This window comes from Novipirellula artificiosorum (assembly GCF_007860135.1).
Lineage (GTDB): Bacteria > Planctomycetota > Planctomycetia > Pirellulales > Pirellulaceae > Novipirellula_A > Novipirellula_A artificiosorum.
This window is the reverse complement of sequence record NZ_SJPV01000007.1, coordinates 91321-115693: the sequence shown is the minus strand read 5'-3', so window position 1 is coordinate 115693 and position 24373 is coordinate 91321. Positions and strand designations below refer to the sequence as shown.

Sequence of the window (24373 nt, the reverse complement as noted above, 5' to 3'; positions counted from 1 at the left end):
GGCGGTGACAAGCTTCCTTTCGCATCTGGCATTCTGGATGAATAAAGGCCGCTTGCGTGGGACCTCTTTCTTCATCACATCTGCTCGTCGGTTTGCTTGTTCTGTTTTCTGCGATTCAAAGGGCAGGAGCTCATCAGAGGTTTCTTTCGGAAAAGCTTTGTTGCATTCCCGAAAGATCATCGGCAAGCAGATTGAGAAGGTCCTCTTCTTCGTCTTGATCGTCGACGTCGCTCTGAACCTCAAGATGGAATACGCCTGGTTGCACATTCATCTGGCCTATCGAGTCACTACGAAGTTGACGGGTCATGAAATTGATCACTTGCAATGCATCTTGGGCAGAGACGATGCCGTCAGCGTTGACATCGAGATGATCAAAGGGAGTCAGCAACAACACCTCCTCGCCATTACCCACAGCAATTTCGCTCAGTTGGTTAATGACCAAAATCGCGTCCATTGGCGAAACGCTGCCATCGCCGTTGACGTCTTGTGGTAAAGCTTGGTTCTGTGCTGCTGGTTGGACGGACGTATCGTATTGGAAGTACCCTCCGCCACCACAATGAAGCACCTCCGATTGCTTGTTTCCTGGCCCGCAACCATTCGAACTGCTCCACGTCCCCGTAGAATAGGTCGTCGGAGCTTCGCTCTCATAACGAACCCCATCAAGCACGATCGCATCCACCATCAAGTTGCGATCTGCACCCGTAGCAGTGTTCCCGTCATTCGCAAACACGACTCGTAAATCTCGAAGTTCCAATGGACTCGGATGCGTGTACGTGAACGTAACAAACTGACGCGCACGCCGATCGCCGCCAACATTGTCCCATGTAGCCACCACCTCGCCATCCACGAGCAACTGCATCTGCTCTTCGCCGGTGTACCCCGCGGCAAGTATCTCGACGACACTATCGGCCGTGGAAAGCTCATAATCAACGACATTATCCTGGCTGGTGCTCGCTAGACTAGGATTGCCCGCAATATCCGAGGCCACGCCAGCCGAAACGCTTGCGATGACAGTGCCACTGCTCGTCATTCCACTAACCGATGCGGTATACGACACGCCGTTGCCGCTAACGACGGCGGTCGTCGCGCCAGCAGAGCCAGCGATGGAGACATCCCCGCTACTGAACGTCGTTGTCGATTCGCTAAACAAAACATCAAACGCGATCAGCGAAGACGTAGTCGGATCGGCTTGAGTGACCGATTGCTCAATCGAAACCGTCGGACCAAGCGTATCGATCGTAACCGACTGCGGCAAAGAAACGCTGCTGCCATCCGCGGTCGAGGTAAGTTCATGCACTCCATCCGAAAGAACCACTCCACTCGTAAGTGACCAGGTTCCGTCGCTTGCCGCGAGCGTCGTACCCAACGAGCCGACAAGGCTAGAGACCACTTCAACCGTGCTTCCGACGGGGGCGACGCCAATCAGCGTCGGCGTGTTGTCATTCGTGATCTTGTCGGTACTTGAATCACCTGAGTCACTCGACGCGGCGAGATCGACCGTTACCGTACCGCCGACGGACGTATCGTATTGGAAGTACCCTCCGCCACCACAATGAAGCACCTCCGATTGCTTGTTTCCTGGCCCGCAACCATTCGAACTGCTCCACGTCCCCGTGGAATAGGTCGTCGGAGCTTCGCTCTCATAACGAACCCCATCAAGCACGATCGCATCCACCATCAAGTTGCGATCTGCACCCGTAGCAGTGTTCCCGTCATTCGCAAACACGACTCGTAAATCTCGAAGTTCCAATGGACTCGGATGCGTGTACGTGAACGTAACAAACTGACGCGCACGCCGATCGCCGCCAACATTGTCCCATGTAGCCACCACCTCGCCATCCACGAGCAGCTGCATCTGCTCTTCGCCGGTGTATCCCGCTGCAAGTATCTCAACCACTGACTCATCACCTGTGACAGCACCTGCACCTAGGTCACTGATTACATTTCGCATGAAGGTCTGCAAGCGGGGATCGGCAGGTGAAGTGGGTGCTCCAAAGGGTCGCCAGTTGTCCAAAGCGTAACTAAAGCCCATCGATCCCGTCGAGAAGACCGTTGAGCCGCTCGGTGCGGTGTACTTCACGGCATCCGCTCGCAAAGGAGCTCCGGCATACTCAAACAAGCTTGTTAGTCCAAGCGTGTTTCCCTCGACAACCTGGTCCCACTCGTAACCGACCCGATTCTCAAAAACATCACCCGCTACGATCCCCGTGCCGTCAAACCAAGCATCCCCCAAGGCTGACTCCACGATGGTGTAGTCAGAGAATGTGCTTTCGTCCAAGTTAAAGTCAGGCGAATGGCCACCAAGGTACTGCACACCCAATAGTTCATGCTCGGGTCGAGCCGGCGTGAGGTCACGAAATTTCATCGACTTTTTCGACGGATCAGGTTCCGGATCTTCGCCAATGGTTTCTGGGCTGACCTTATAGCCCACCAAGGTTTGCTCGGCATTCTCGTAGCGCACCTGCCAGTAAGCAGTATTCGATGAAGCAAACACCAAGTTCGTTCCCGAGTCTCTTGCGGTATCAAACCCAGTCCGCATCTCTCCGGACCAGTATTCATCGTGGCCCGTTGAAATCACTAAATTGTGATCCAAAAGACTGCTGGGATCACGGTGTACGTCCACATTGGTGACATACTCAACATCAAACCCCTCGCGTTCGAGAAACCTTGCAAGAGGGATTTCATAGCGAATCAGCGACCGGGCGCTCTTGTCATAAGGGCGATCGAAAGACACTTTGTCCGCGGGATCAGGATCGTAAAGTGAATGCCCACCCCAACGATTGTAGGCCTGCCACGTGTTAACGGGAACTTCAACAACGATATCAGCGTTTCGCGACGCTTCAGCGCGGACCACAAAGGGGATGGATTGAGCTTTGCCAGTGTCCGGTCCCGCCGTCAAGATAAGATTGGCAACATAGTAACCGGATTCCCAGTCTTCGGGCACGATGAATGAATCGGTCGCTGACCAATCTGCACGGATTTCAAAGGTGACGGGATCCGGTGCGGGAATGGGTTGCTCCACTCCTATCAAACTTTCGTTACTATTCGCAGGTAGTTGAGCGACAAGCCTGCCACCATCACCGTCATACCATCCAAGACGATAAATCTCCACGCGATAGGGCTGCGCAGGCGAGGTGCTAACGTGAAGCGCAAACGTATCCCCCGGAGCAAAGCTAGTCTCTGACGTATACCCTTCTACCGCATGCTGCGGCGCTTCGGCTGGTAACCATGATGATTCTGAAACCCCAGCGCCCTCACTCGAAAAACACTCGACCGAAGTGCCGCCCAAACCGGTGCAGCTCAGCATCATTCGCCGCTCAAGGGTTTCAAAGGAACGCCGTCTTGCTCGAGCTCGGGACCGATTCTTGGACATACTTGGCTCCGCGTTAATGGCCATGGACTTGACGTACACCACCTAAGAACAGGCTAATTGGGTAGTTTGTAATGGTCGTTTATACCAGACGCATGCGTTGTGAAAAGCGACATACACTCAAAAACGCGGTCAAATTATCTGACAGAAACAAGACGCTGTGACAACAAGATCACTGTCGCGGCGTTGATTTCCACTGTTTTCCAACGCCTGCTCGCGATCAAGGCAGACCGCTTGCCGATCGTGCGTATAAGCACATGGCACATCAAAGGTCAGGATTCGTTTAAGCCGTCAAATCGATGGATCAAACAGACTCTCGTAGAGCGAAACCAGAGAAACCGCCTGATGTTTCCAGGTCAAGCCATTGTCAATTCTCGCCCGTGCGATCTCTCCCATGGATGCTCTCAGCAATGGCTCATCCATCAATTGGCACACCAGACGCGAAAATTCGGACACGTCGTTATTGTTGGCATACAACGCTGCATCGCCGGCGGTTAGTTGGTTTTCGCGTGTACGAAAGCAGACCGTCGGCTTTCGGAGTGCCATGTACTCCATCGTCTTGATCGTTGTACAGCTATCGTTGTATGCATTACTGGGGTCGGGAGTGAGACAGATATCAAACGCAGCGATGTAGGCAGGAACGGAGGCGAAGGGGATCCCTCCCGTAAAACAGATAAGCTCCTGGACATCTAAATCGACGGCGAGCTTTCGAAGCTGCTTCATTGCCGGTCCATCCCCCACAATCACAGCGATAAAATCCTCACGTTGGTGTTGGACCTTCAGTTCGTGGACCGCGCGCACCATGTAATCGACGCCATCCTGGATGCCGATGGCGCCGACGTAACCGAGTGTGATCTTCTTTCGATCAACAAGGTCCTGTTTCGCTTGGACCTCACTCAGGAAGAGGCCATTGGGTCCATTGCGCACAATGCTACAGTCTTTTTCATCCGCGCCACACCGATTGACTTGAATATCCCGCTGACTCGCGTTCGTTGCAATCAGGCGATCTGCCCCACGGCACGCTAGGCGTTCAAAGAACAACAAGAGTTTGTAGACGATGTTCGGTCGGTCGTCTTGACGACGTGCCAAATAGAGTTCGGGTGATAAATCGTGCAAATCAAATACAAAACGTTTGCCGAACACTTTGTAGAAGATGGCGATCATTGCGGTCATGTCTGGTGGTGTGTGGACATGCACAACATCGAATCCATGCCGTACAAACACATACAAAGACCATAAAAACAAGGCCGTCAGACTGTAGCCGTATTCGAACACATAGCCCAAAAAACCATGAGCTTCAAATGGTTGAGGGTACCGATAGACTCGGCACTCACCTACCCTCTCGAACCATTGACGCGAATCGCCCGTTGGACAAATCACGGTCAGTTCGTACCCTGCCGCGAGCAAGGCTTCGGCTTCAAGAAGCACGCGAACATCATCGGGAAAACTCTGGTTCTCCAATAACATGAGAATTCGCTTCGGCCGCATTTCCGACTGATCGGTGTTTAGCACCTCAATCATCACCCAGTGCCTGCTCGTAAACGGTTGAAATGCGTCTCGCCACACTTTCGGAATCCAGCCCACGTTCCAGGATGGATTCGCGTGCGGCAACATGAGGCGCCTGAAACGCTCGTAGAATGGCATCGCCGACTTCGTTGGGATCACGAGAACAAAATTCGCAGCCCTCAACACCCTCGAGTAATTGTTCAACGTCGCCCACCGGTACGCCCACAACCGGCGTATTACAAGCCATCGCCTCTTTCACCACATTGGGGGACCCTTCCAGCAGACTCGTCATCACCATCACATCGCACGCATTCATATAGACCGCCACCTGCTCTGGCTGAACACGCCACAGCGGCACCAAGTCGATCGATTGGTCGCTGATGCTCGACGCAATCCGAGTCGCTTCGGCTGCCAGCGCATGGTTCTTGCGTGGATCATCTGGGTTGCCGGGAAAAAGGACCAATTTCCGATCCAGCGGTAAACCGAGCTCGGTTCGAGCACTGACGCGATCGATCGGCCGAAAAAGTTCAACGTCAACCCCGTTCGGAATGACGACGGAAGGAGCCGGCGCAATGACACCGGCCATTTCTGCACTCTTGACAATGACCCGACTCGCTTTCCAAGCCAGCTTCTTGTTGATGCGAACCATGAACTTGCTAAACCGGTGGAGATCTCCCTGGACATTGTAGGGCGATCCAAGCAAATCGCTCCCCATGAACGAAACGACAAGTGGTTTTCTCGGACGCGTCAAAACGGGAGCGAGATAGCCGAGCCAACCGCAGTAACCAAAGTGTGCGTGAATGACATCGACGTCTCGAACCAATCTGCGGATACGTGGAATAACTTGCAAGTATTTCAGCTTGGGAATGCCTCGCATATCGACAACATCAATCGACAGTCCGAGTCGGCGAAGCGATTCAATCTGTCGCGCCCCAGGGGCCATGGTTCCCGGCGATTCCAAACGAGGAAGTTCAGGACAAATCATTAAGACCCGCATTGCAAATCCTCTTGACGCTCCAGCGACACAGCACCTGTCGCATGCTTTCCACGGTACTTGATCGCCGATCGGTAGGCATCTGCGGTCCGTTGGGCCACAACGCTTGGCGAGCATTCACGATCGAGTTTCGCCTTGCCCGCCCTTCCCATCTGGCGTCGACGCTCAGGATTCTTCAGCAGGTCAATTACGGCGTCAGCAATCGCTTGCGGATCGCGGGGTGGAATCAACAGTCCCGTCACGCCGTCGTCGATGCACTCTGGTAACGCGCCAACACGGGTCGCAACGACCGGTTTGCCATAGTTGTAAGCAACTGGCACGACACCGCTCTGAGTAGCTTCGTTGTAGGGAAGTGCAACGATTGCGGACCGCTGAAAGAACTGTGCTCGCAGCTCATCGCTTACCCACTCATTGTGCACGATGAACTTCGACGAATCTTGCATAAGAGCCCTATATCTACCAAAATCTTCTCCCTGCCCGGCGATCATGATCCTCGCATCCGGAACAACATCATTGATCAATGGTTGAGCGGCGATCAGCTGATCAAGACCTTTGTAGTCCCAGATTCGCCCAAAAAACAAAATCAAATTCTGGTCCTCTTCAACTTCATTGCCCACCGTTTCTTCCCCTCTTGCAATCATGGGGACCACATGAATTCGCTCACGTTCGAGCGCAAAGATTTCATTGACTTCCACGGCCAATGCCTCTCCATGAACAATCACATGATCGGCCTTTCGAAAACCGTAATCCATTAACCATTGGGGGGTCTTTCGCGAGTTCCTGTCCCCTGCGTGATGACGTGGGTCGTGAATCGTTAAGACAAGTGGGTACCTACGAAGTGAATTGAGAGCAAAATTAAACCACATGTGCCCGCCTTGAAAGTGAACCACATCGGGGTGGAAATCGTGAACGCGCTTTAAAATCCTTCGGGCACATAACCATTGCTTGAATGGTTCACGAAGGCGCGGTTTGGAAAATGCATATAGATCGATTGAAGGATCAATCGGGCAACGCGTTGCCCCGTCCTCATCCCCCGGTATAACAACCAAACATTCATGCTCTTGGCATAGCGCATTGACATGATATGCGCTATACTCCTCAAATCCGTATGTAACCCAAGCGATTCTCATGTTGTCGGTCTCTCGAATTAAAGATCAATCAGTGGCGCGAAAACACGAGCAGGTAAGTTGCGTAGACTTCCATGCTCACAACACATCGCAAAAAGCCCCATGCATGCGACGTACACAAAAATGGAAACGACGGCCGCCGTGATGGGATCGCTACTCGCCAGAAAAACGATCGGCAGGCACATCATTGCCCCGGCAGCAAGAGGTGCAAGAACCGTCCTGTCAAGCGGACTGGATTGCAGAAACTGATTGGAGGAATACCAATGCTGAACGCCATTCAAAACAGAAATCAGCAAATAGGTGTAGGCAGCACCCACCAACCCATAAAACCGAATGAGCAAAAAGCCTACAACGATATTGGCAACCAGATTGAATGAAACAATACGCAACACCGTCCGTTCACGCCCGGCCGCCCACAACGCATTTCCAAACACAGACGTGATGCTCTGAATCACCAGAGTGCTTGCGATCACCTTGATCAGTGGAACGGCTTGTTGCATGTCTTTGCCACCGTAAAAGAGGTTGACAACAGGTCCAGCAAATGAAACGAGCAACACAACAACAGGAATGCTAAAAAACGCCAAGAACGCAGCCAACCAAGATGTAATCCGCCGCAAGCCAGCCGAGTTCATTGCATAGCTCTTGCACATAGCGGGGAAGAGGGCAGCAACAGCGCTACGGTTCACCAATGCCATGGGTTGCAGAATCTGGCAGGCAGCACTAAACAGCCCAACTTCATATTCCGTCGCAAGCTTCGACAACAACAGCGTATTGACGCTTGACCAACTTGCAATAATTGCGTCGATTCCAAGGAACGTGAAGGAACGCAGCAGGATTCGCTTGACGAATCGAAACTGGATTCGGAGTCGCTTGACCTGCAAAAACTTCCAATAAAAAGAAAATTCGACCACCAAGATTAACCATCGAATGCCAACCAACAGCACTGCGATCGCCATCACATCAAAACCATAGGTGAGCAGAGCAGCAGCGCCGACGACTTTGACCGTATTGGAAAAGACATTCGCGATGGCAATGTAGTGCATGCACTCCCGACCACGAAAAACAGACTCGAGGATGATCGCCATGCCATACGGTGCAACGCCAAGACCCAACAGACAAATCAGACGAGTCGTGTCCCGATCGTATCGCATACTAAATGCCAACGCAAACAACGCCAGCATGGACAGGATTCCGGCCAAAGCTCCTGCGGCAAGCCCATTTGCACAGTAGCGATCGGTTCGCCCCGAGTGTTGAGCAATCGCCCGAGTTACAATCGTTGGCAGCCCTGCGGTTGCGAACACTTGAAAGACATAGAACAGCATTAAACCAAGCGACAACTGGCCAAAAGCCCTCGGGCCATGATACCGCGCTACCAACAAGTAGATAACAAAGGTCGTTGCTTTGTTCAGCACATCGCTGGTGAGCAACGACATCGCGTTCCTCGCGTGGCGACGGATCACCGCAAACTCTTTGGTTTCTTTTTCTTTCACTAGCTGGCGTCACCGGTTTGGAGAGACTTGTCCATGTATCACGGTCATCAAGATGAACCAGTGGACGGAACGGAACATGATTCGAGTCGTGTGGCGAGACGTGTCGCTGAAAACGGTGCTGATCGCGAGAGTTGTGCAAACCTATTCGGATACAAGATCTTAAACGTGGCCGCGTTCAAGCCAAGCAGGAACCACAGAATCTGAACCTGCGCTCGTGAATTGAATAAATCAACCGCCATGTGCAACATCCCACCCACGATCGAAGCGATGACCGCAAGTCCGAGGACCGAAAAAATCGGATCTCTCGAACGCCACACGTTAACGCCCTGCCAGAATCCGGTCGCAAGAATCATCAAGAAAGCGAGCAGCCCGACAATTCCTGTTTCGACCCATACCAGCAAGTACTTACAGTGAGTGGTGTAATACCACTCGGCACGGTACTCCGCTTGATCGGCGAAATCCCGGCATGCCAAATGGCAATTTCCGGCACCATAGCCCATGATCGGTCGTTGAGAAATAGCTTCCAGTGCTATCAATGACAGATGTTTTCGTGAGGCAGCAGACCCGCCATCGTCAACAGAAAGCCGATTTTGATAAAAATGAAATAGTGGGTAGAGACTCACGAAGCAGCACAAGACAGCAAGCACCGGCGCCCACCTCGGTACCCAGCGACGCGACATGAGACCCGCCGTGATAACCACAACACCGATGAAAGTTGTTAACACGGCACCTCGAGACTGGGTCATCAAAATTCCAACAAGCCCCATCATCGTCGCCGCCAAAACGAACCACCATACTCGGCGGTTACGCAGAAATAGCAGCGAGGCGGATACGGGCAGCCAGATCGCTGCCAGCGTGCTACCAGCAAGGTTCGGCGCATGCATCGATCCAGCATACCGCTTGCCCTCCCAAACCTGAATGAGTAGGGGGCCAAGATAAGTTCTATCGCCGTCAAGCCCAAGAGCTACCGCGTAGAACATGAGCAGGACTTGTACGACAATTGCCGTTGCCAACGCGACAATGCAAAATACAATGTCTTGCCTTGTCTGAATTCGATTGGCGAGAAAAATGAAAAGTGCGTAGGCATGAAACAATAGAGCAAAATCAAATAACGACAGAATCGGCTTCACTGCTGACAACGCACTCAGAAGAGTGACGACCAAGTAGATCAGCATCGGAACCCCAAACAGGGGACGAAAAAACATTCGACGTCGATGCAGGGAAGCATCTGCAAACCATCGCACGTAAAGAAAAATCAAGGCGAAGCTGGTTAGCGATATCCCTAGCCCAGCAACGGCGCCAAACTCGGCATCTTGTTCGTGGTACGCATAGTACTTGTCGATACCGAGTGGAATCTCTACGGCGATCGCCAAAACCGCGACACGCTCAAGCCAGCTCAGCTCTGCAGCTGCTGGGCATCGAGGTACATCGAGACCAACGGTAGAGGATCGAGAACAAGACAACATGATTGGCCAGCATCCGCGTTAGACCCGAGGATGGACAAACCCCCGCATCACTCTCGGCAGGTAACAACGCGTCTTGTTAAGGACGACGCCTACAACGTTTGTCTCGCTATCAGCAAGTCGAGACAACAATCTTTCCGCAGCGGCCAAAAGCGTTTTTTCGGATTCCACAACGACCAACACACAGTCGAGATGCTGAGCCAATGCGATCGCTTGATTGGGGTCACTCGCAGCAGGCAAATCGACGACCATCAAGTCACATTCGTGCTGATACGCTTGCAGTGCCTGAACGATCTCAGCCGGGCCACTGGTCAACACGGCGTCGCAGTTGTCCGCTGCCGATGCAACCAGATCAACCGCCACATTATCCGCTCGTTGAACGCACTCATCATGAGATGCATGCCCACCAACGAGTTCAACCAGACCGGGAGAACCATTGAGGCCGAACCGCTTGGAAACGGAACGTTGTCGGTTATCGGCATCGACTAACATTGTCTTCATGTTAAAGTCGGTACTGCTAACCGTCGCCAGATTGACCGCCAGCGTGCTCGCTCCGGCACCCAAGTCAACACCAATCACTCCAAGCGACCGTCCATGCAGCCGCGATCGATTACCCTGGGACAGGAGCACTTCGGAGACGAGTGCTTGACACTTCTGCCGCATCAGCTGTTGATCCTTCAATCGCGGCGTCCTCATCCTTCGCATCGCAGGCAGCGTCGAGACCACTGGGATACCGAGCTGGAACTCAATATCATCGCTGGTTCGCAGGGTTGGCGATGCGCCTTCTCTCAAAAAGGATAATCCAAGCCCAGTCATCAAACCAAGGCAAAGAAACCCAGCACCCAGCATGGGTTTCTTCGGGCTGACCGGCCGCTCCACAAACGAAGCAGGCTGGAAAACGTGTATGTTTGAGATTTCCTTGGAATTCAGCTCATCCAGTACTCGGGCCTCTTCCAGCTTCTCGCGCAACATTTGAAGGCTGGCGTCCATCAATCGGATATTGCGGTCCGTCTCCGTCAGCTTTTCTTCTCCGTCGAGCAACTCGTCAATACGCTGCTCCATTTCACTTCGCTGCTGCTCCTTCGTTTCAACCATCGACCGCAAACCAGCGACGCGAGTCTGCTGGAGTTGTAAGTCCTCACGAAGCTTCATCTTCAACGGATTCGGGGTTGTATTTTCATCGACTCGCTGACTGTCCAATTCCGCTAACGCTTTCCGAGCACCCTCAAGCTGGGCTTGAATGACTCGAAGCATGGGATGGTCGCCTGTGCTTCGAGCAGCGAGTTCTTGCTCCTGAATTTCAAGTTCGTAAACCTGCTGCCGCATCCCACTCCACGTCGGATTGGAACCGGCAAGCTTGGAGGAAACGATCTCATCGTCCGCTTCTTCAATCTTCGCTTTCAGGTCATTGATTTCCGAAATCGCCTGCTCCAGCTCACCCGATGCGATGACCAGGTCGCGATCGATACCCGTCAATCGGTCCTGCAACAAAGAGCGGTTGCCCTCGATCGAAACGATTTTTCGCTCTTGCATGAAATCACTGCGTTGCTCAACCAAACGATTCAGCTGAACTTCGACTTCCGCTGACTGGGTTTCAAAGAATTCAAGCGACCCTTCCGTGTGCGAAGCCATCAAGTGTTGATCCAAAAACGATGCTGTGACTTCTTTCGCAATCGCCTGAGCCATCGTCGGTGTCTTCGCTTTCGCGTCAATCACGATCACGGTGGAATCGCGAGGCGAATGGATTGCAAGAGACGATTGCAGCTTCATAATCGCGAGTTCACGATCACCAAGGCTTTCCTTCACCCCAGCCGTCAACAAAAACTTCTGCAGCGATTTGGATGCGGAAGATTGGACGGACCGATAAGATCGCAAAACTTGATCACCCAACGAACCCTCGTCAGTCACTGCCTGCTCTTGAGAGGCAGCCCCTACCAACTGGCCGTCCAAAATTGCCGCTGGCGTTAGATTATCAACAACCGTCTCAATAATTTGTCGACTACTGAGAACCTCTAAAACCGATACAATTTCCTCCTGCTGTGTTTTCTGGAACAGCAAGGTGGATCCCGTCGTCGCCGTGGGGTCAAGTGATACATTTTCTCGCCCAACGCGAACAATCAATTTTGCTTCGGATAGGTACGTTCGCGGCCAAGCGAGAATCGCGAACCAGCCCGCCAAAATGCCTATCAACGTGCAAAAGGCGATTAGCCGCTTGTGCATGAAGGGGATTTCAAGGTAGGAAGCAATCCCGAATCCTCGAGACCGACCTGTGTCTACCCAATGCGGCACTTGAGACGGTGCTGGAAAGGACCTCGCTTCCAGTATTTCAGGTTCAGCGGTTGCGATTGCATGTCTAGACGAGCTCACTGGCGCACTCCTTGGGTTGTGTGACGAATGCAGCAACCGCATCCGCGACTCGCGAAACCTGGTCTCGCGTCATTTCAGGATACATGGGCAAGGAGACAATTTCATCCGCCGCCAGCTTGCATACCGGCAATCCCATCGGAATCGTCGGTGAATCCTCGAACGGCTGCGCCGTGCACAGCGGATTCGGATAATGGATGCCTGCCGCGATCCCCTTTTCCGCAAGGGCCGCCATCAAAGGCTCTCGATGCGGCGTACGGATCACAAACAAATGATACACATGCCGCACATCGTCATGCTCCTGGGGCAGCAAGACGTTGGTGTCAGCCAAATCCTCGCGGTACCATTGAGCGACGGTCCGCCGCTGTTCGGTCCAGTTCTCGATGTGTTTCATCTTGGCCAACAGCACACAGGCTTGGATCGTATCAAGACGACTGTTGAACGCCAACAGGTCGTGGCGATTCTTCACCCTCTGGCCATAGTTCCTCAATAGCCTAAGCTTTTCGGCAAGCTTGGGGTCGTTCGTGACCGTGGCACCACCATCACCAAATGCACCGAGATTCTTTCCTGGATAAAAGCTAAAACAACCAATATCGCCAAACGAACCACATCGCTGACCCTCTAACTCTGCACCATGGGCCTGGGCGGCATCTTCAATGACCCTCAGCCCGTGCCGCCGAGCGATCGCGAGAATCTCACGCATTCGCGCCGGCTGGCCAAACAAATGCACGGGAATGATCGCTTTGGTTTTGTCGGTGATCGCGTTTTCGATTTGCGAAACATCGATATTGAAGTCGGCCGGATCGATGTCGACAAACACGGCGTTTGCCCCCGCATGCGCAATAGCAAATGCGGTCGCCGCAAAGGAATTGCCAGCGGTGATCACTTCATCGCCCGGCCCGATATCAAGGGCTCGCAGTGCCATATGAATCGCTTCCGTGCCATTGGCCATCCCGATGCAATGATCGGTACCACAGTAAGCCGCGAACAGTTCTTCAAACTCTTGGACTTCCTGGCCCAAGATGTACCGTGCACCATCCATGACATCTCCCATCCGGCGGAGCACTTCCTCTTTAAGGGCTCGCGATTGGGTTTGAAGATCGACAAGCGGGATCGGTGCCAGATTAGCAGGTTGACTCATAGAAGAAGCTTCTCGAAAGAATGAGAAAAAGTAATAAACAAATAAATGGGGGGGGGGAGGCAATGGTTCGCCCAAGGCTCTTAGCTTGGCATGACCCGCTCTTGCCCTGTTTCACCACAATGGCAACATGTGGAAGTTCGGTAATCTGCTGTGAGCTTCTGCCCACAGGAGCAAACATAGTGTACATGCCGTGCTGGCGATCCCATCACCAAACTGTACGGAAGGACGTTTTTTGTCACCACCGACCCCGCGCCAACCATGGAAAAACATCCGATCTCAATTCCAGGGCAAAGCGTGGCAGAGGCGCCGATGGAAGATCCACGATGCACCCTGGTTTTGACCAACCAATTTGCACGATCCGAATAGCGATGTTGAGCAATCATCATCCGCGGGGATCGAGGAAATCGATCGTTGGTAAACACAACGCCGGGCCCCAAAAACACGTTGTCATCGATGGTGATCCCTTCCCAGATGAGCACATGATTCTTGACCGTGACATAGTCGCCGACGACGGCACCGGACTCAATGAACGCATGGTCGCCAATATTGCAGTGATTGCCAACGGTGGCTCCCGACATAATATGAGCGAAGGCCCAGACGTTCGTATCAGGACCGATCGCATTCACGTCATCCACGAGGGCGAGGGGATGAATCATCGTGCAATCACCGTACGAACTCAGGAACCGTCTGCTCCGAGCGATCATCTCGGCTCAACGAAGCCAGCTCAACTCGATCACCGCCACGATTCAGTGACTGCTCGGCCGCCTCGAGAACCTCGACGACCTCCAAACCGTTCACACCATCGGTTAGCGGAACATCCCCTTCAACAATGCACCGGATGAACTCGGCACACTCCGCTTTCAAAGGCTCATTCTCTTTGATAAACGGACTGTAGCTCCCGCCGTAGCGATAGGACAATTGGAAGTCAGCGAAATCGCCCGTTGCGTTGGCGGGCTTGTCGACCCCTTTGTCAAATACCTTAATTTTCTCTTGCTCTAAATCGTCGTAGACGGCCATCCGCTTGTCGCCAACGACTGTCAACACTCGCTCCTTGCGAGGATCAAGCCAACTGACGTGCACCATGCCCATCCGATTTCCCTCGAACAGCATACTTAAACTGCAAACGTCATGAATCCCAGGATGCAAACGGTCAAAGCCGGTGCAAGTGACGGAAATTGGTTTTTGGCCAAGCAGATACAACATCATCGAAATGTCGTGTGGCGCTAGATCGTACAAGGCGCTAACGTCGGTTCGAACCGGACCAAGATTCAACCGCCGACTACTAATGTAATTGATCGAACCGAGTTCGTCGGTTTCAATCAACTCACGCAGTTTCTTCACAGGCGAAGAATGCAAGAACACATGCCCGACAAACAAGGTTCGGTTTCGCTCGCCAGCGGTTTCCACCAAGGTACGGCATTGAGCACTCGTCTTGGCAAGCGGTTTCTCGACAAACACATGTAAGTCTCGTTCGAGCGCCTTCATGGATAAGTCAAAATGCGTATCGGTCGGTGTCGCAATCACGATTGCGTCGACTAGATCACGTTCGAGCATCTCATCGTAGCTCTCCAGCGGGATCACGCTCGGAAAACGATCCTTGATGCGAAGCAACTGATCGCAATCTCGGTCGCAAACCGCCGTAACCTTGCAGTTCTCCAACTCTGAAAAACAGCGGACGAGGTTCGGCCCCCAATAGCCTAATCCAAGAATGCCGACACGAATCATAGGACAATCTTCCTAACAATAGAAAACAAGATAAAAAGCGAAGATGAAAAGCTAGGGTAAAAGGCGTTATTCGTTATGTTCGAACAGCAGCACATAAACCGTGCGAGCCAAGATTCGCAAATCATTTGAAAGCGACCGTGTCTCGATGTACTCGATATCCAAATCAATCATTTGATCAAACGTCAGCCGGTTCTTCCCGCTGACTTGCCACAATCCAGTCATACCAGGCATCACTTCAAAGCGACGAAGTTGCCAAGGCTGGTAGTCCTCGATCATCAATACATCAGGCCTAGGGCCAACCAAACACATGTTCCCAATCAATACATTGAAAACTTGAGGCAACTCGTCAAGCGACAACTTACGGATCAAGTTTCCACCGGGAATCAACTCATTTTCGTACTTTGGTTTTGCTAACGGCGACTCAGCATCGGCGTATTGTGAAACAAACTTACGATGCATCTCGTCGCGACTGACGGTCGGAACATGCATCGTTCGAAACTTATAGATGCGGAAACGATCGCCACCAAATCCCACTCGCGACTGCACAAAAAAAATGGGACCACGCGATACGAATTTGATATAGATCGCAACAGTTGTTAGCACAGGAAGTAGAAGCGGAAATAGCGCGACCACACCGCATAAATCCAAAAGCCTTTTCCAAGTCGGAGTGGCTCGACACTGAATTCCCAGCGAACACTCGGCGGCCATCGGAGTCGATAGGGTGGCCATCGGGGGCGATGAGGGGGAGTCGACAATCACGAGCCTATTGTTACCCAAAGAGGAAAAGATGTGCGAATCAATGAAGTTGTGCGAATCAATGGAAACGCAAAGGAGCTGGGTGCCCCCCATTCGCCGAACTTGATCCGACTCGTAGCTACAACTCGAAAACATATGATGAACAACCTCGCCAGATGTTGCAGGTTATTCAATGGAAATAGTGGTGATAGGCGAATCCACCCATCACCGATCCCAAGCCAGAACAGAAGTATAGTTCTCTTGTTCCGATTATGCAAACTAAGAAAACCTTGCGGATTATCGGAGGCCCCTTCTTTCAGCAATTAGGGTGAACAATACCACCCTCACCGCAGGGAAAGGCCCGTCCGATCGAAAACGCATCCACACATTCTGGCAAGCCATTTAGATATCCCTCGACCGAGAGATTGACTTTGTCTTCTTAGCTCATCCGACGGAAGCTCGCGGAACCCAGACTCAAGGTTTTTTGGAGGTATGGCTCCGGTGTCCAATGATCTCTTAGAAAAGAGTCCCCGACGGTCGGTCGTCCGCAGGGAACCGGTAGCACCCTTGGCGCACCGTCGACCGGGATATCCCTTGTCAAGTTGCACCTCTGCAGAGCTCGACTCCGTTTCTACCGGCAACTGCACGATAACCAGTGAAAATAGCTCCTGCCAGCAATGATTGGACACCAGAGAGATGCCTCAAAAACCTCCTGCGCACGCTTCCGCCGGATGAGCCGTTTTTTTTAGCCGGGCGATGCGGCCTAGGGGGAGCCTACTGAAAGAGAATCCCCGCCCCACAGAGGGGGTCCTCACCTCGAGACGCCGTTGCCGTTTCCGTTGCCGTTGCCGTTGCCGTTTCCGTTGCCGTTGCCGTTGCCGTTGCCGTTGCCGTTTCCGTTGCCGTTGCCGTTGCCGTTTCCGTTGCCGTTTCCGTTGCCGTTGCCGTTGCCGTTTCCGTTGCCGTTGCCGTTTCCGTTTCCGTTGCCGTTGCCCGCCAGAGCACTCACGTCGATCACTCGCGAAGCCGCTGGAACGGAAGCTCCCGCATAGAGATAGACAAACAACTGCGAATGGGACGAGTCGATTTGCTTGACGACACAGTGTGCTGATTTGATCGGCGATCCTGGGTCGACAATGACCCCTTCCAAGGACGGATCCACCCGAAGCTGAGCAATGGCATTTTGAAGCAGTCCGTCGGAAACGTGCCGTGCCGTAATAACCGCTCGGTGCGAATCGACTTTCGCCACCGCTAACTGACTCGACCGCAGGATCGCGATCGCAGACAGTGACAAAACCGCCACCGCAAGGGTACACAGCAACAGCGCCGATCCGCCTCGGGCTTTCGCTGATCGCGGGGTTCGAGTTTTAATATGTATTGGATTCATCGCAGGGGACTTCTTGGCTAGGATCCGTTGAATGAACGGCGTCAGTTGGCGACGGATGAAAACTGAGTTGGCTGGGCGATTGTGGCTGTCAGCGAGACTCTGTCTCGACTCACAGCGTCAACCGATTGAAGCACGACTTGGATACCGATCGCTTGCCCTGGTTCGGCCGGATTCTCAATCGTCTTGAGAGCGAAATCGCTCACATCTTCTGCTAGAACCGTTTTCGCACCGTTTTCGATCATCAACAATTGGTCGTCGTAGCGGGTTACTTCGACAACGTCGCCACTGCGAAGCTGAAGCTTCATCGAACGACCGTTTCTGTCTATGCCGAGCACAACTCCATCGCGAACAGCTAGGGTCAACCAGTTCAGTGCTCCACGAAGCTCGGATTGTGCCGAATGATCGCCTGTCCCCTCGACATCGGCAATGCTTCGAGCGGATGCGCGAATCACGCCCGCGATCGGAACAATCATGACGGCCAGTAGCGCCGTACATGCAATCACTTCCAGCAAGCTAATGCCGTATCGCAATCGCCGGTTTCGTTGTTCGGTCTGGGACCGTTGAAAAGTCATTTCTCTCATGGTGCAGCCCACTGGGTACGAGCCTGTTCAACCGGCTCGCCACTGTCAACTCGCCCATTGCTGTTGGCGTCAAACCAAACGGTCGCATCGATATCGACAAGCCCATTACTGATCACATCCGAGTTGCGTTGAATTCGCACCGAACCGAGAACCACGGGACCGTCACCAAGATCGATTTTGGTGAGCGTTTCATTTGCAAACGGACTTCGCCAAACACGGTCAAACTCATTCGAATCGGACAAGGCGATTTTCGTTTGTTCCACCAACTGATCAGCTTCAAACAGCAGCGTTTGGTGTAGTTTCAAACGGCGATTGTTCTTCTGCGATCTAGACATCAGATGCAGCGACGGAATCAGAATCACCGAAAGCATCATGGATCCAATGGCAACGTCAAGCAGTGTCGTTCCTGGGCGATGACAACATCGCCACGACCGACAAGCCGCATTTTTACGTTTCGCTGTTAGCTGGTTCATTAATCCCATTCCTCAAAACCACCTGTGTGGCACGAGCCAGAGCGTTAGGGGAGTCGCGTCGTGACGAGCCCCGTGGTCGGCTCAACCATGATCTGTCCCGATGTGGTCGACTGGGACACCGTCCATCGCAACGCTCGATCCGCCGTTGCCATTGGCGAGAATCGAATGTCCGTGGGTGACCCCGCAATCCTCGTCTCACTACCAAGCGGAATCAGACGTTTTTGTTCATCGCGAAAGGGCCCGGCCATTTCAGTAATCACCAAGACATCCCCACTACTGTCGCGATCACGTGTAACGATCACATCAGCTTGGTTCATCACGGCTGTACGACGAGCCATGTTTAGCGTGGCGGCAACGTGCTTCGTTATGGCATCGACGTGGCGCCGAGCCGACCAATTTCGATCCATCACAAACGAACTCGCCACTGCCGCAGCTGACAACAACACGATCACCATCACCGCTTCGAGCAAAGTCACACCGCGTCGAAGCAACCCTCTGTTTACGCTGCGTGCCGGCAATCCGTCTTGATTCATCATGGAAAGACCTAATGAAAAACGGTTCGTCGTCGACATGGTGCGAACCCTTGTTCCTTCCGCACCGTGCCCACGACGAACCTCGATATAATCAAGCAAACTTCTGCGCAAACGCTCAACGTTTGGTAAACGTACCGGTCGTTCGCGTGTAAGTGTAGTTGCGACGAATTGAGGTGATTCGGTCTTGGTCGGCCTGAGTCGTGTTCGAAAGGTAACCTTCGGTCACCAAGTCGCTAACGCTGCGGGGAAACGCGCCGGTCTCCAAGAAGTAGGTTTGCGACATGCTGTTCAGCGTTGCCGATTCCTGTTCGGCCAATTTCTCTTCGCTCTTCGCTCGCATCGGTGCGACGGTTGCAACGGTTGCAGCGGCAACAACCGCCAAAATCACAACGGCTGCGATCACTTCCAACAGAGAAAAACCACTCTTTTTGGTACGTTTCATAATGCATGTCTCCTAAGTCGACAGAAATTTGCAGATGCTTGTTGCAGGGAGAGTTTGCCCCCATCTACAAAGAACCTAGGTCACAAAAAATGGACATGCGCCACCCATCGAGAAAAAACTGCTGAAAATCTCAGCACATCCTGGCATCCATCCATTGAGACGTTAAGTTATCGAGCGTCACTTTCCGTTCCTCTTTCCATCACGCTTTTCATGATCCGAGTGCCCCAATGAAGGGTGTTAGTCCCGCTCGACCGAAATTGCTGAGCAAATTGAATCAATCGATTGTTCTCGATTCCATTCGGCAGCATGGCCCCTCGACACGTGCCGAAATGAGTAGCCGATTGGGCGTGACCTTTCCAACAGCCAACAAGGCGGTTGCGGCATTGCTCGAAGCTCGCTTGCTCGAAGAGTACGATGATGATCATGTCAGTCGTGGGCGACCGGCGAAACGAGTCCGCTTGGCAACCGAATTTGCCCAAGTGATCGGCGTCGAACTCGATGGAAGAACGTGTCAAATCGTTGCTGCGGGGTTCGATGGGAAGTCGCTACCATCGACACTCGCATCCTTCTCCACGCCGAGCAGCTATCCCCAATTGTTATCGACATTGGAAAACCAGCTTCGGCCGCTACTCAGCAGCGAAACAAAGACGACGCTCGGAATCGGCGTTACCGTACCAGGACTCGTCGACCGCAGCGATCAAACCGTTCATTTTTCGGCGAACCTACCAATCCTGAACCAGCAACCGATTGTTGAGAACATCTCATCTTTTGCGGGCGTTCCTTGCACGATGGTTCACGACTCCCACGCGCTCTGCTTGGCCGAGTGCATGTTCGGCACTGACGCCGAGCATAGTCAGAGTTTTGTCATGTTGGTGCATCGCGTTGGCATCGGATTAGGAGTCATGATCAATGGTCAGTTTTTGACCGGTCGAGATGGGTTTGCAGGCGAGATCGGCCATGCGCCGATGATCGCCAATGGCAGAAGGTGCTCGTGTGGGCGAAAGGGATGCTTGGAAACCGTTGCCAGCGAGTGGTCGATGTTGCAGGAGCTTTCCAAGCAGATCGAACGCACTGCCACAATGCAAGAACTGATTGTGCTTGCGGAAAAAGGGGACTCGTTTGTGATGGACTTGCTGACTCAGTCATGCCACTTTCTTGCAATGACCGTCGCCAATGTGATCAACTTGTTCAACCCTGGCATCGTCTATGTTCATGGCCGATTGTTCCGAGAGGTCCCCTGGTTGATGGGAAAGCTAGAAAAAGAAACCGGACAAATGGCGTTGACACCTGCCATGGAGCGATGTGAGTTCCGGCTCGCCGGGACGTCACTGCTCGATGGCAGCATCGCAACGATCATCGACCACATCATTTCGCTGCGACAATCCTGATTTCCGCGTGGGACAAACGTTCACGCTATGGTTACAATTGGGGGTCTCCTTTTCTTGGTAACCTCCGTCCTGGGAGCCGATGGTGCCCCTCATCCTTACATGCACGAAATGCGGCCAAAAGCTCAGCATTGCTGAGGAACTGAAGGGCAAGCAGGTCCGCTGCCCCAAGTGCGACGAGACCTACAAGGTCGAACGCAAAGCAGCCACCGCTCCAATCCGTTTGCCAACCCAGCAGCCAAGTCGATCGATCAACAACGCCTCCAAGAGCCCCTCACCGTCAGCCAGGTCGCGTTCGGGTGTGGAGCCGCAGTCCGCTGTCGGCAGTCAGACACCCCAAAGGCCAAGTGATGCTTCGTTGGCGCAGTGCCCCGGCTGCCAAGTCAAGATGCGCATTCCCGCGACCACGTCCGCCTCAACATTTAGGTGTCCTCAATGTTCGACGGTGATGCGGGTTCAGCGTCCTGGGGGGAACCAATCCATCGTAACCACGGTCGTTCCAACACCATCGGTCACACCCGTGCAGGCTCCTGCGCCGGCGCAGCCAGACCCACTGGGCAGCCTCACGTTCGATGGCGTCCCCGTCACCACGCCGGGAGTTGGCTTGCCGCCCTCCCCGCTGAACCGCCCGTCCTCATCGCTCGCCAGCAAACGGAAAGCGAAACCGTCTGGGCCTTCGCTTCTGGGACCTGGATTGTTGATCGCGATACCGTACGGATTGGCGATCCTGGCAACCCTGCTATCGTTCGTGATCGTCGCGTCGAACGACCGCGGTCAAGCGGGGGGGCAAGACTTGGCTGTGCTCGGAGTCGTGTTCGGCGTGCTGGCTGTCCATTACCTACTCGTCCTGGGCGGTTCGATTGGCATGTGCGTCGGATGTCCGCGTTGGCTCTCGATCGCGACATGTATTTTGGGCCTACTCCCTACGATGCTGATCGGCGTGCCATGCCTTGGGTTCCTGATCTACCCCTTCGCGCTGGGCGGTTGCATCTGGGGCATGGTGCTTTTGTTCGGTAAAGCAAGCGTGCCGGTCGGTTACGCCGGTTCAGCGAATCCTTCACCCTATCGATCCAGTGGCGGCAACACCTCAGCGAGTGATTATCTGCGTAACGCCCAAAACGAATCGCCCAAACCCTCCTCAGGCGATGGCCCGCAAACAACCGTCAAAGCGGCCCTGTGCGTGGTCGGTGGCGTCGCTTGTATTGGGTTTGCTTGTTTCTCGGTATTCATGTTCTACCGGCACATGAACGGCGAAGTGGAATTGCGTCGCCCTGGACGTGCTATTTCCGGTGCCGTGATCGCCGGCATCACAGGACTTGGACTGCTTGGACAAGGGATCAACTACTTTTCATCAAAATAGAGCTGCCGATTCTGGCAGCAATCTGCTACGGATCGCGTGGCGCGGATAACGGCTGGGCAACGCCGGGCTCGCCGGCGCTAATCGTCAGCCTTTTTGTTTGCCCAATCGGCGTACAAAGGCATGTGTCGGTAATAGACCTCTAAGCAGTAGAGCGATAGGCATGTTGTGTACAAGCGACCTGAGCCGTTGTACTCATCCAGTTGCGGATCCCAACTTCCACGTTCCGCACCCTTCTTCTCTTGAGCGGCTGGCAACTCCGAACGCATCCGATTATTCCAACGTTTCCACGGTTCGCCACCAAAATGGTGGAGCACCTGAGTTGCATAGTACCAATAGTAAACGTCACGCCGGCGAATGCTGAATGGGTATTTATCCCAAAGAATATCAATGCCTTCGATCATCCGCGGATGGTTCCGGGGCCAACCTAAATACTGCCGACACAGCAGTCCTTCGGCAGTCATCGCGGAACTGATCCGGCCACGAGGCTGATAGGCGTAGACGGCACCGTTGAGTTCCTGGGCAGCATCCAGGTAACCTTCGACTTTGTACAACACGTTGCGGTCCACATCGAGTCCAGCCGACAAGGCACTCTCGAGCGCCATCACAAACCACCCCGTCACAGACGTATCCGAATCTCCTTGGGGATAGTACCGCCAACCACCTTCCGGACTTTGAGCGTCCTGAGCGTACTCGATGGCCAATTGAGCTTTTTCACGCAGCCACGAATCTTCGGTCATCCCGTAGAGTTCGCAAAGGACGATGGTCGCTTGAGCCTGAGCGTAGGCCTGTTCGTGTCCTCGAGCTTGGGTGGCCATGAATCCGCTGCGGTTCTGCTGCTTTGCAAGAAACTTGATGCCACGTTCCACATTCTTGGCATAGCGTCCGCGTTCGTGAGTATTGCCGTCACCCAAAAACGCCAACAGAGCCATCGCGGTCGCCGCTGGCTTGTTCTCGGCAATCGCACCATCGCTATACGGACCGTGCATACTCCAGTGTCCATCTGACTGCTGGTTGCGCTGGAGCCATTCCAATCCCATTTCAACAGCATCTTGCGTTTGCGATGTCCCTCCGTAAAGCGACAACAGCATTTGCTTCATCGCACCGCTGCGACCGTTAAACATAGGTGCCGCGATATCGACGGCTGGACCAACGCCGATCGGGACTGCCGACAAATCATTTGTGTCCGCATCGTTGATGTCATCAAAAATAGAAGCGATATCGACTTCGGATTCCAACTCGGTCACCAATTCCGAGGCTGTCATGGAAATGTCGCTTGACTCAATCGAGAATTCCGCCAATGCAACGTCGTCCGTGCCTTCGCTACTGCCGATCTCCAGCATCAAATGCCCTAGCGATGTGCCAGCGGGTGTCGAGATCAAGGCAAGGACCAGCAACACAACCAGGTGAAAGACCGTACTGATCAGCCATGGCGGCGCGGATCGCTTGATGATCTCTTCGGTCGATGCTTCCTCGTCATGCTCTGACGTTTCGCCTGCGGGTACCGCAGTTTCCGTCCCTCGTTGTTTGTCTCGCTGATCCAATTTTGGCATTTCATCTCGCCAGCGAATCGACTTTGCCGCCCCCATTCCCGTCGGCACCAAAACCTCATCTGGCGCGGCGGTCGCTACGCGAACCGGTGGCAGGCTGGATCGAGGCGGCGGAGGAGGAGGAACCGGAGGGAGTTCCGGATCCGCCGACACGCTGGCGCCCCCTTCGGGCTGGGACGACGGAGGAGGAGGCGGGGCAGAAACCACCGGAATCGTCTCAGGCGGATCTGGCGGACGGGCCGTTTCGGGCAGCGACGAATCCAAGGGAGAGTCCGCTTGTGGCATGGGGACAATTGAAGCAGGAGGAATCGGAGAACAGCACGACGGCCTAGTAATAGAATAGGATGATCGACGGGAAAATGCGAACCTAGCTAAACCAATCTGGCTCGAAACCAAGCGAGAAAGTCGAGCTCGCAGCGATCGCAGCCTACCCGTTGAGGGTTATGCCAATAATGACGGCACGATTTTGGATCACACGACTCAATAGCGGTTGACACTCTGCTGGCAATCGGCGATATTCCCGCCCACTGAGGCAAGGCGACCGTCATGGCCCCAGTATCACTTCACCGCGGGATGGAGCAGCCCGGTAGCTCGCGAGGCTCATAACCTCGAGGTCGTCGGTTCGAATCCGGCTCCCGCAATTTTCTTAAACCCAAGCCAATCCTGGACTTAGGTTACCTGCCTCGGTGAGGCAGTGCGGCTCTTTGCCGAAGCCAAACAGGGAACCCAAACGGGGAAGTCATCGCGACT

At 53.6% G+C, this 24373-nt stretch carries 20 protein-coding genes and 1 tRNA gene; 4 read left to right on the top strand and 17 right to left on the bottom strand.

Translation table 11 applies throughout. The features are described from left to right. Nucleotides 1-133: 133 nt before the first annotated feature. From Poly41_RS19275 to Poly41_RS19200, 16 genes are all read right to left on the bottom strand, one after another. Entirely contained in the window at nt 134-3373 is a 3240-nt protein-coding gene (locus tag Poly41_RS19275) for a N,N-dimethylformamidase beta subunit family domain-containing protein (protein WP_197231456.1), read from the bottom strand. Between the two features lie 288 nt (nt 3374-3661). Next, nucleotides 3662-4891 carry a glycosyltransferase family 4 protein gene (locus tag Poly41_RS19270; protein WP_197231455.1) on the bottom strand — a complete coding sequence of 410 codons (1230 nt, stop codon included), beginning with the start codon at nt 4889-4891 and terminating at the stop codon, nt 3662-3664. Further along, nucleotides 4884-5873 (bottom strand): glycosyltransferase, encoded by a 990-nt coding sequence (locus Poly41_RS19265; protein WP_197231454.1) that lies wholly within the window; start codon nt 5871-5873, stop codon nt 4884-4886. The genes Poly41_RS19270 and Poly41_RS19265 overlap by 8 nt, the downstream gene beginning before the upstream one ends. After that, a complete protein-coding gene (locus tag Poly41_RS19260) occupies nt 5861-7000 on the bottom strand; it encodes a glycosyltransferase family 4 protein (RefSeq protein WP_146528367.1) in 1140 nt (379 codons plus the stop codon). The genes Poly41_RS19265 and Poly41_RS19260 overlap by 13 nt, the downstream gene beginning before the upstream one ends. Nucleotides 7001-7017: 17 nt before the next feature. Continuing rightward, on the bottom strand, nt 7018-8487 hold the full coding sequence (locus Poly41_RS19255; RefSeq protein ID WP_197231453.1) for a flippase: 1470 nt from the start codon (nt 8485-8487) through the stop codon (nt 7018-7020). Between the two features lie 47 nt (nt 8488-8534). Beyond that, nucleotides 8535-9953 (bottom strand): O-antigen ligase family protein, encoded by a 1419-nt coding sequence (locus tag Poly41_RS19250; protein WP_146528365.1) that lies wholly within the window; start codon nt 9951-9953, stop codon nt 8535-8537. 18 nt (nt 9954-9971) lie between these two features. Further along, on the bottom strand, nt 9972-12170 hold the full coding sequence (locus Poly41_RS19245; RefSeq protein WP_197231452.1) for a GumC family protein: 2199 nt from the start codon (nt 12168-12170) through the stop codon (nt 9972-9974). A gap of 133 nt (nt 12171-12303) precedes the next feature. Continuing rightward, complete coding sequence (locus tag Poly41_RS19240) at nt 12304-13455, bottom strand: DegT/DnrJ/EryC1/StrS family aminotransferase (protein ID WP_146528363.1); 1152 nt, start codon at nt 13453-13455, stop codon at nt 12304-12306. A gap of 80 nt (nt 13456-13535) precedes the next feature. Then, the gene (locus tag Poly41_RS19235; RefSeq protein ID WP_146528362.1) at nt 13536-14111 is read right to left on the bottom strand and encodes an acyltransferase; all 576 of its coding nucleotides are present in this window, start codon (nt 14109-14111) and stop codon (nt 13536-13538) included. 7 nt (nt 14112-14118) lie between these two features. Further along, on the bottom strand, nt 14119-15180 hold the full coding sequence (locus tag Poly41_RS19230) for a Gfo/Idh/MocA family protein (protein WP_146528361.1): 1062 nt from the start codon (nt 15178-15180) through the stop codon (nt 14119-14121). A gap of 66 nt (nt 15181-15246) precedes the next feature. After that, the gene (locus tag Poly41_RS19225) at nt 15247-15909 is read right to left on the bottom strand and encodes a sugar transferase (RefSeq protein WP_197231451.1); all 663 of its coding nucleotides are present in this window, start codon (nt 15907-15909) and stop codon (nt 15247-15249) included. An 817-nt stretch (nt 15910-16726) separates the two neighbouring features. Next, complete coding sequence (locus Poly41_RS34205) at nt 16727-17302, bottom strand: hypothetical protein (RefSeq protein ID WP_197231450.1); 576 nt, start codon at nt 17300-17302, stop codon at nt 16727-16729. Between the two features lie 41 nt (nt 17303-17343). Then, nucleotides 17344-17883: a hypothetical protein gene (locus Poly41_RS19215; RefSeq protein WP_146528359.1), complete on the bottom strand. Its 540-nt coding sequence runs from the start codon at nt 17881-17883 to the stop codon at nt 17344-17346. Then, nucleotides 17880-18356, bottom strand: a complete 477-nt coding sequence (locus tag Poly41_RS19210; RefSeq protein ID WP_146528358.1) for a hypothetical protein — start codon at nt 18354-18356, stop codon at nt 17880-17882. Before Poly41_RS19210 ends, Poly41_RS19215 begins: the two co-directional genes overlap by 4 nt. Before the next feature lie 44 nt (nt 18357-18400). Beyond that, nucleotides 18401-18928, bottom strand: coding sequence for a pilus assembly FimT family protein (locus tag Poly41_RS19205; protein ID WP_146528357.1), 528 nt, complete (start codon nt 18926-18928; stop codon nt 18401-18403). A gap of 76 nt (nt 18929-19004) precedes the next feature. After that, the gene (locus Poly41_RS19200) at nt 19005-19331 is read right to left on the bottom strand and encodes a prepilin-type N-terminal cleavage/methylation domain-containing protein (RefSeq protein WP_146528356.1); all 327 of its coding nucleotides are present in this window, start codon (nt 19329-19331) and stop codon (nt 19005-19007) included. A gap of 227 nt (nt 19332-19558) precedes the next feature. On the opposite strand from Poly41_RS19200, the gene Poly41_RS19195 reads away from it, so the two are divergent. Further along, nucleotides 19559-20719 carry an ROK family transcriptional regulator gene (locus Poly41_RS19195; RefSeq protein WP_146528355.1) on the top strand — a complete coding sequence of 387 codons (1161 nt, stop codon included), beginning with the start codon at nt 19559-19561 and terminating at the stop codon, nt 20717-20719. Between the two features lie 445 nt (nt 20720-21164). Further along, nucleotides 21165-22076 carry a hypothetical protein gene (locus Poly41_RS19190; protein WP_146528354.1) on the top strand — a complete coding sequence of 304 codons (912 nt, stop codon included), beginning with the start codon at nt 21165-21167 and terminating at the stop codon, nt 22074-22076. A gap of 77 nt (nt 22077-22153) precedes the next feature. On the opposite strand, the gene Poly41_RS19185 is transcribed toward Poly41_RS19190, so the two are convergent. Continuing rightward, entirely contained in the window at nt 22154-23626 is a 1473-nt protein-coding gene (locus tag Poly41_RS19185) for a prenyltransferase/squalene oxidase repeat-containing protein (protein WP_146528579.1), read from the bottom strand. On the opposite strand from Poly41_RS19185, the gene Poly41_RS34980 reads away from it, so the two are divergent. Next, entirely contained in the window at nt 23620-23955 is a 336-nt protein-coding gene (locus Poly41_RS34980; protein WP_231615780.1) for a hypothetical protein, read from the top strand. The two genes, Poly41_RS19185 and Poly41_RS34980, sit on opposite strands and share 7 nt — an antisense overlap. Before the next feature lie 235 nt (nt 23956-24190). Further along, nucleotides 24191-24264: transfer RNA gene (locus Poly41_RS19180), tRNA-Met, on the top strand. Nucleotides 24265-24373 lie beyond the last annotated feature (109 nt).

Excerpts from the sequence above, each read along its gene's own strand:
- Poly41_RS19275 (WP_197231456.1), bottom strand. The coding sequence starts at position 3,373 with ATGTCCAAGAATCGGTCCCGAGCTCGAGCAAGACGGCGTTCCTTTGAA.
- Poly41_RS19270 (WP_197231455.1), bottom strand. The coding sequence starts at position 4,891 with ATGATTGAGGTGCTAAACACCGATCAGTCGGAAATGCGGCCGAAGCGA.
- Poly41_RS19265 (WP_197231454.1), bottom strand. The coding sequence starts at position 5,873 with ATGCGGGTCTTAATGATTTGTCCTGAACTTCCTCGTTTGGAATCGCCG.
- Poly41_RS19260 (WP_146528367.1), bottom strand. The coding sequence starts at position 7,000 with ATGAGAATCGCTTGGGTTACATACGGATTTGAGGAGTATAGCGCATAT.
- Poly41_RS19250 (WP_146528365.1), bottom strand. The coding sequence starts at position 9,953 with ATGTTGTCTTGTTCTCGATCCTCTACCGTTGGTCTCGATGTACCTCGA.
- Poly41_RS19245 (WP_197231452.1), bottom strand. The coding sequence starts at position 12,170 with ATGCACAAGCGGCTAATCGCCTTTTGCACGTTGATAGGCATTTTGGCG.
- Poly41_RS19240 (WP_146528363.1), bottom strand. The coding sequence starts at position 13,455 with ATGAGTCAACCTGCTAATCTGGCACCGATCCCGCTTGTCGATCTTCAA.
- Poly41_RS19235 (WP_146528362.1), bottom strand. The coding sequence starts at position 14,111 with ATGATTCATCCCCTCGCCCTCGTGGATGACGTGAATGCGATCGGTCCT.
- Poly41_RS19230 (WP_146528361.1), bottom strand. The coding sequence starts at position 15,180 with ATGATTCGTGTCGGCATTCTTGGATTAGGCTATTGGGGGCCGAACCTC.
- Poly41_RS19225 (WP_197231451.1), bottom strand. The coding sequence starts at position 15,909 with ATGGCCACCCTATCGACTCCGATGGCCGCCGAGTGTTCGCTGGGAATT.
- Poly41_RS34205 (WP_197231450.1), bottom strand. The coding sequence starts at position 17,302 with ATGAATCCAATACATATTAAAACTCGAACCCCGCGATCAGCGAAAGCC.
- Poly41_RS19215 (WP_146528359.1), bottom strand. The coding sequence starts at position 17,883 with ATGAGAGAAATGACTTTTCAACGGTCCCAGACCGAACAACGAAACCGG.
- Poly41_RS19210 (WP_146528358.1), bottom strand. The coding sequence starts at position 18,356 with ATGAACCAGCTAACAGCGAAACGTAAAAATGCGGCTTGTCGGTCGTGG.
- Poly41_RS19205 (WP_146528357.1), bottom strand. The coding sequence starts at position 18,928 with ATGTCGACGACGAACCGTTTTTCATTAGGTCTTTCCATGATGAATCAA.
- Poly41_RS19200 (WP_146528356.1), bottom strand. The coding sequence starts at position 19,331 with ATGAAACGTACCAAAAAGAGTGGTTTTTCTCTGTTGGAAGTGATCGCA.
- Poly41_RS19195 (WP_146528355.1), top strand. The coding sequence starts at position 19,559 with ATGAAGGGTGTTAGTCCCGCTCGACCGAAATTGCTGAGCAAATTGAAT.
- Poly41_RS19190 (WP_146528354.1), top strand. The coding sequence starts at position 21,165 with ATGCGGGTTCAGCGTCCTGGGGGGAACCAATCCATCGTAACCACGGTC.
- Poly41_RS19185 (WP_146528579.1), bottom strand. The coding sequence starts at position 23,626 with ATGCCAAAATTGGATCAGCGAGACAAACAACGAGGGACGGAAACTGCG.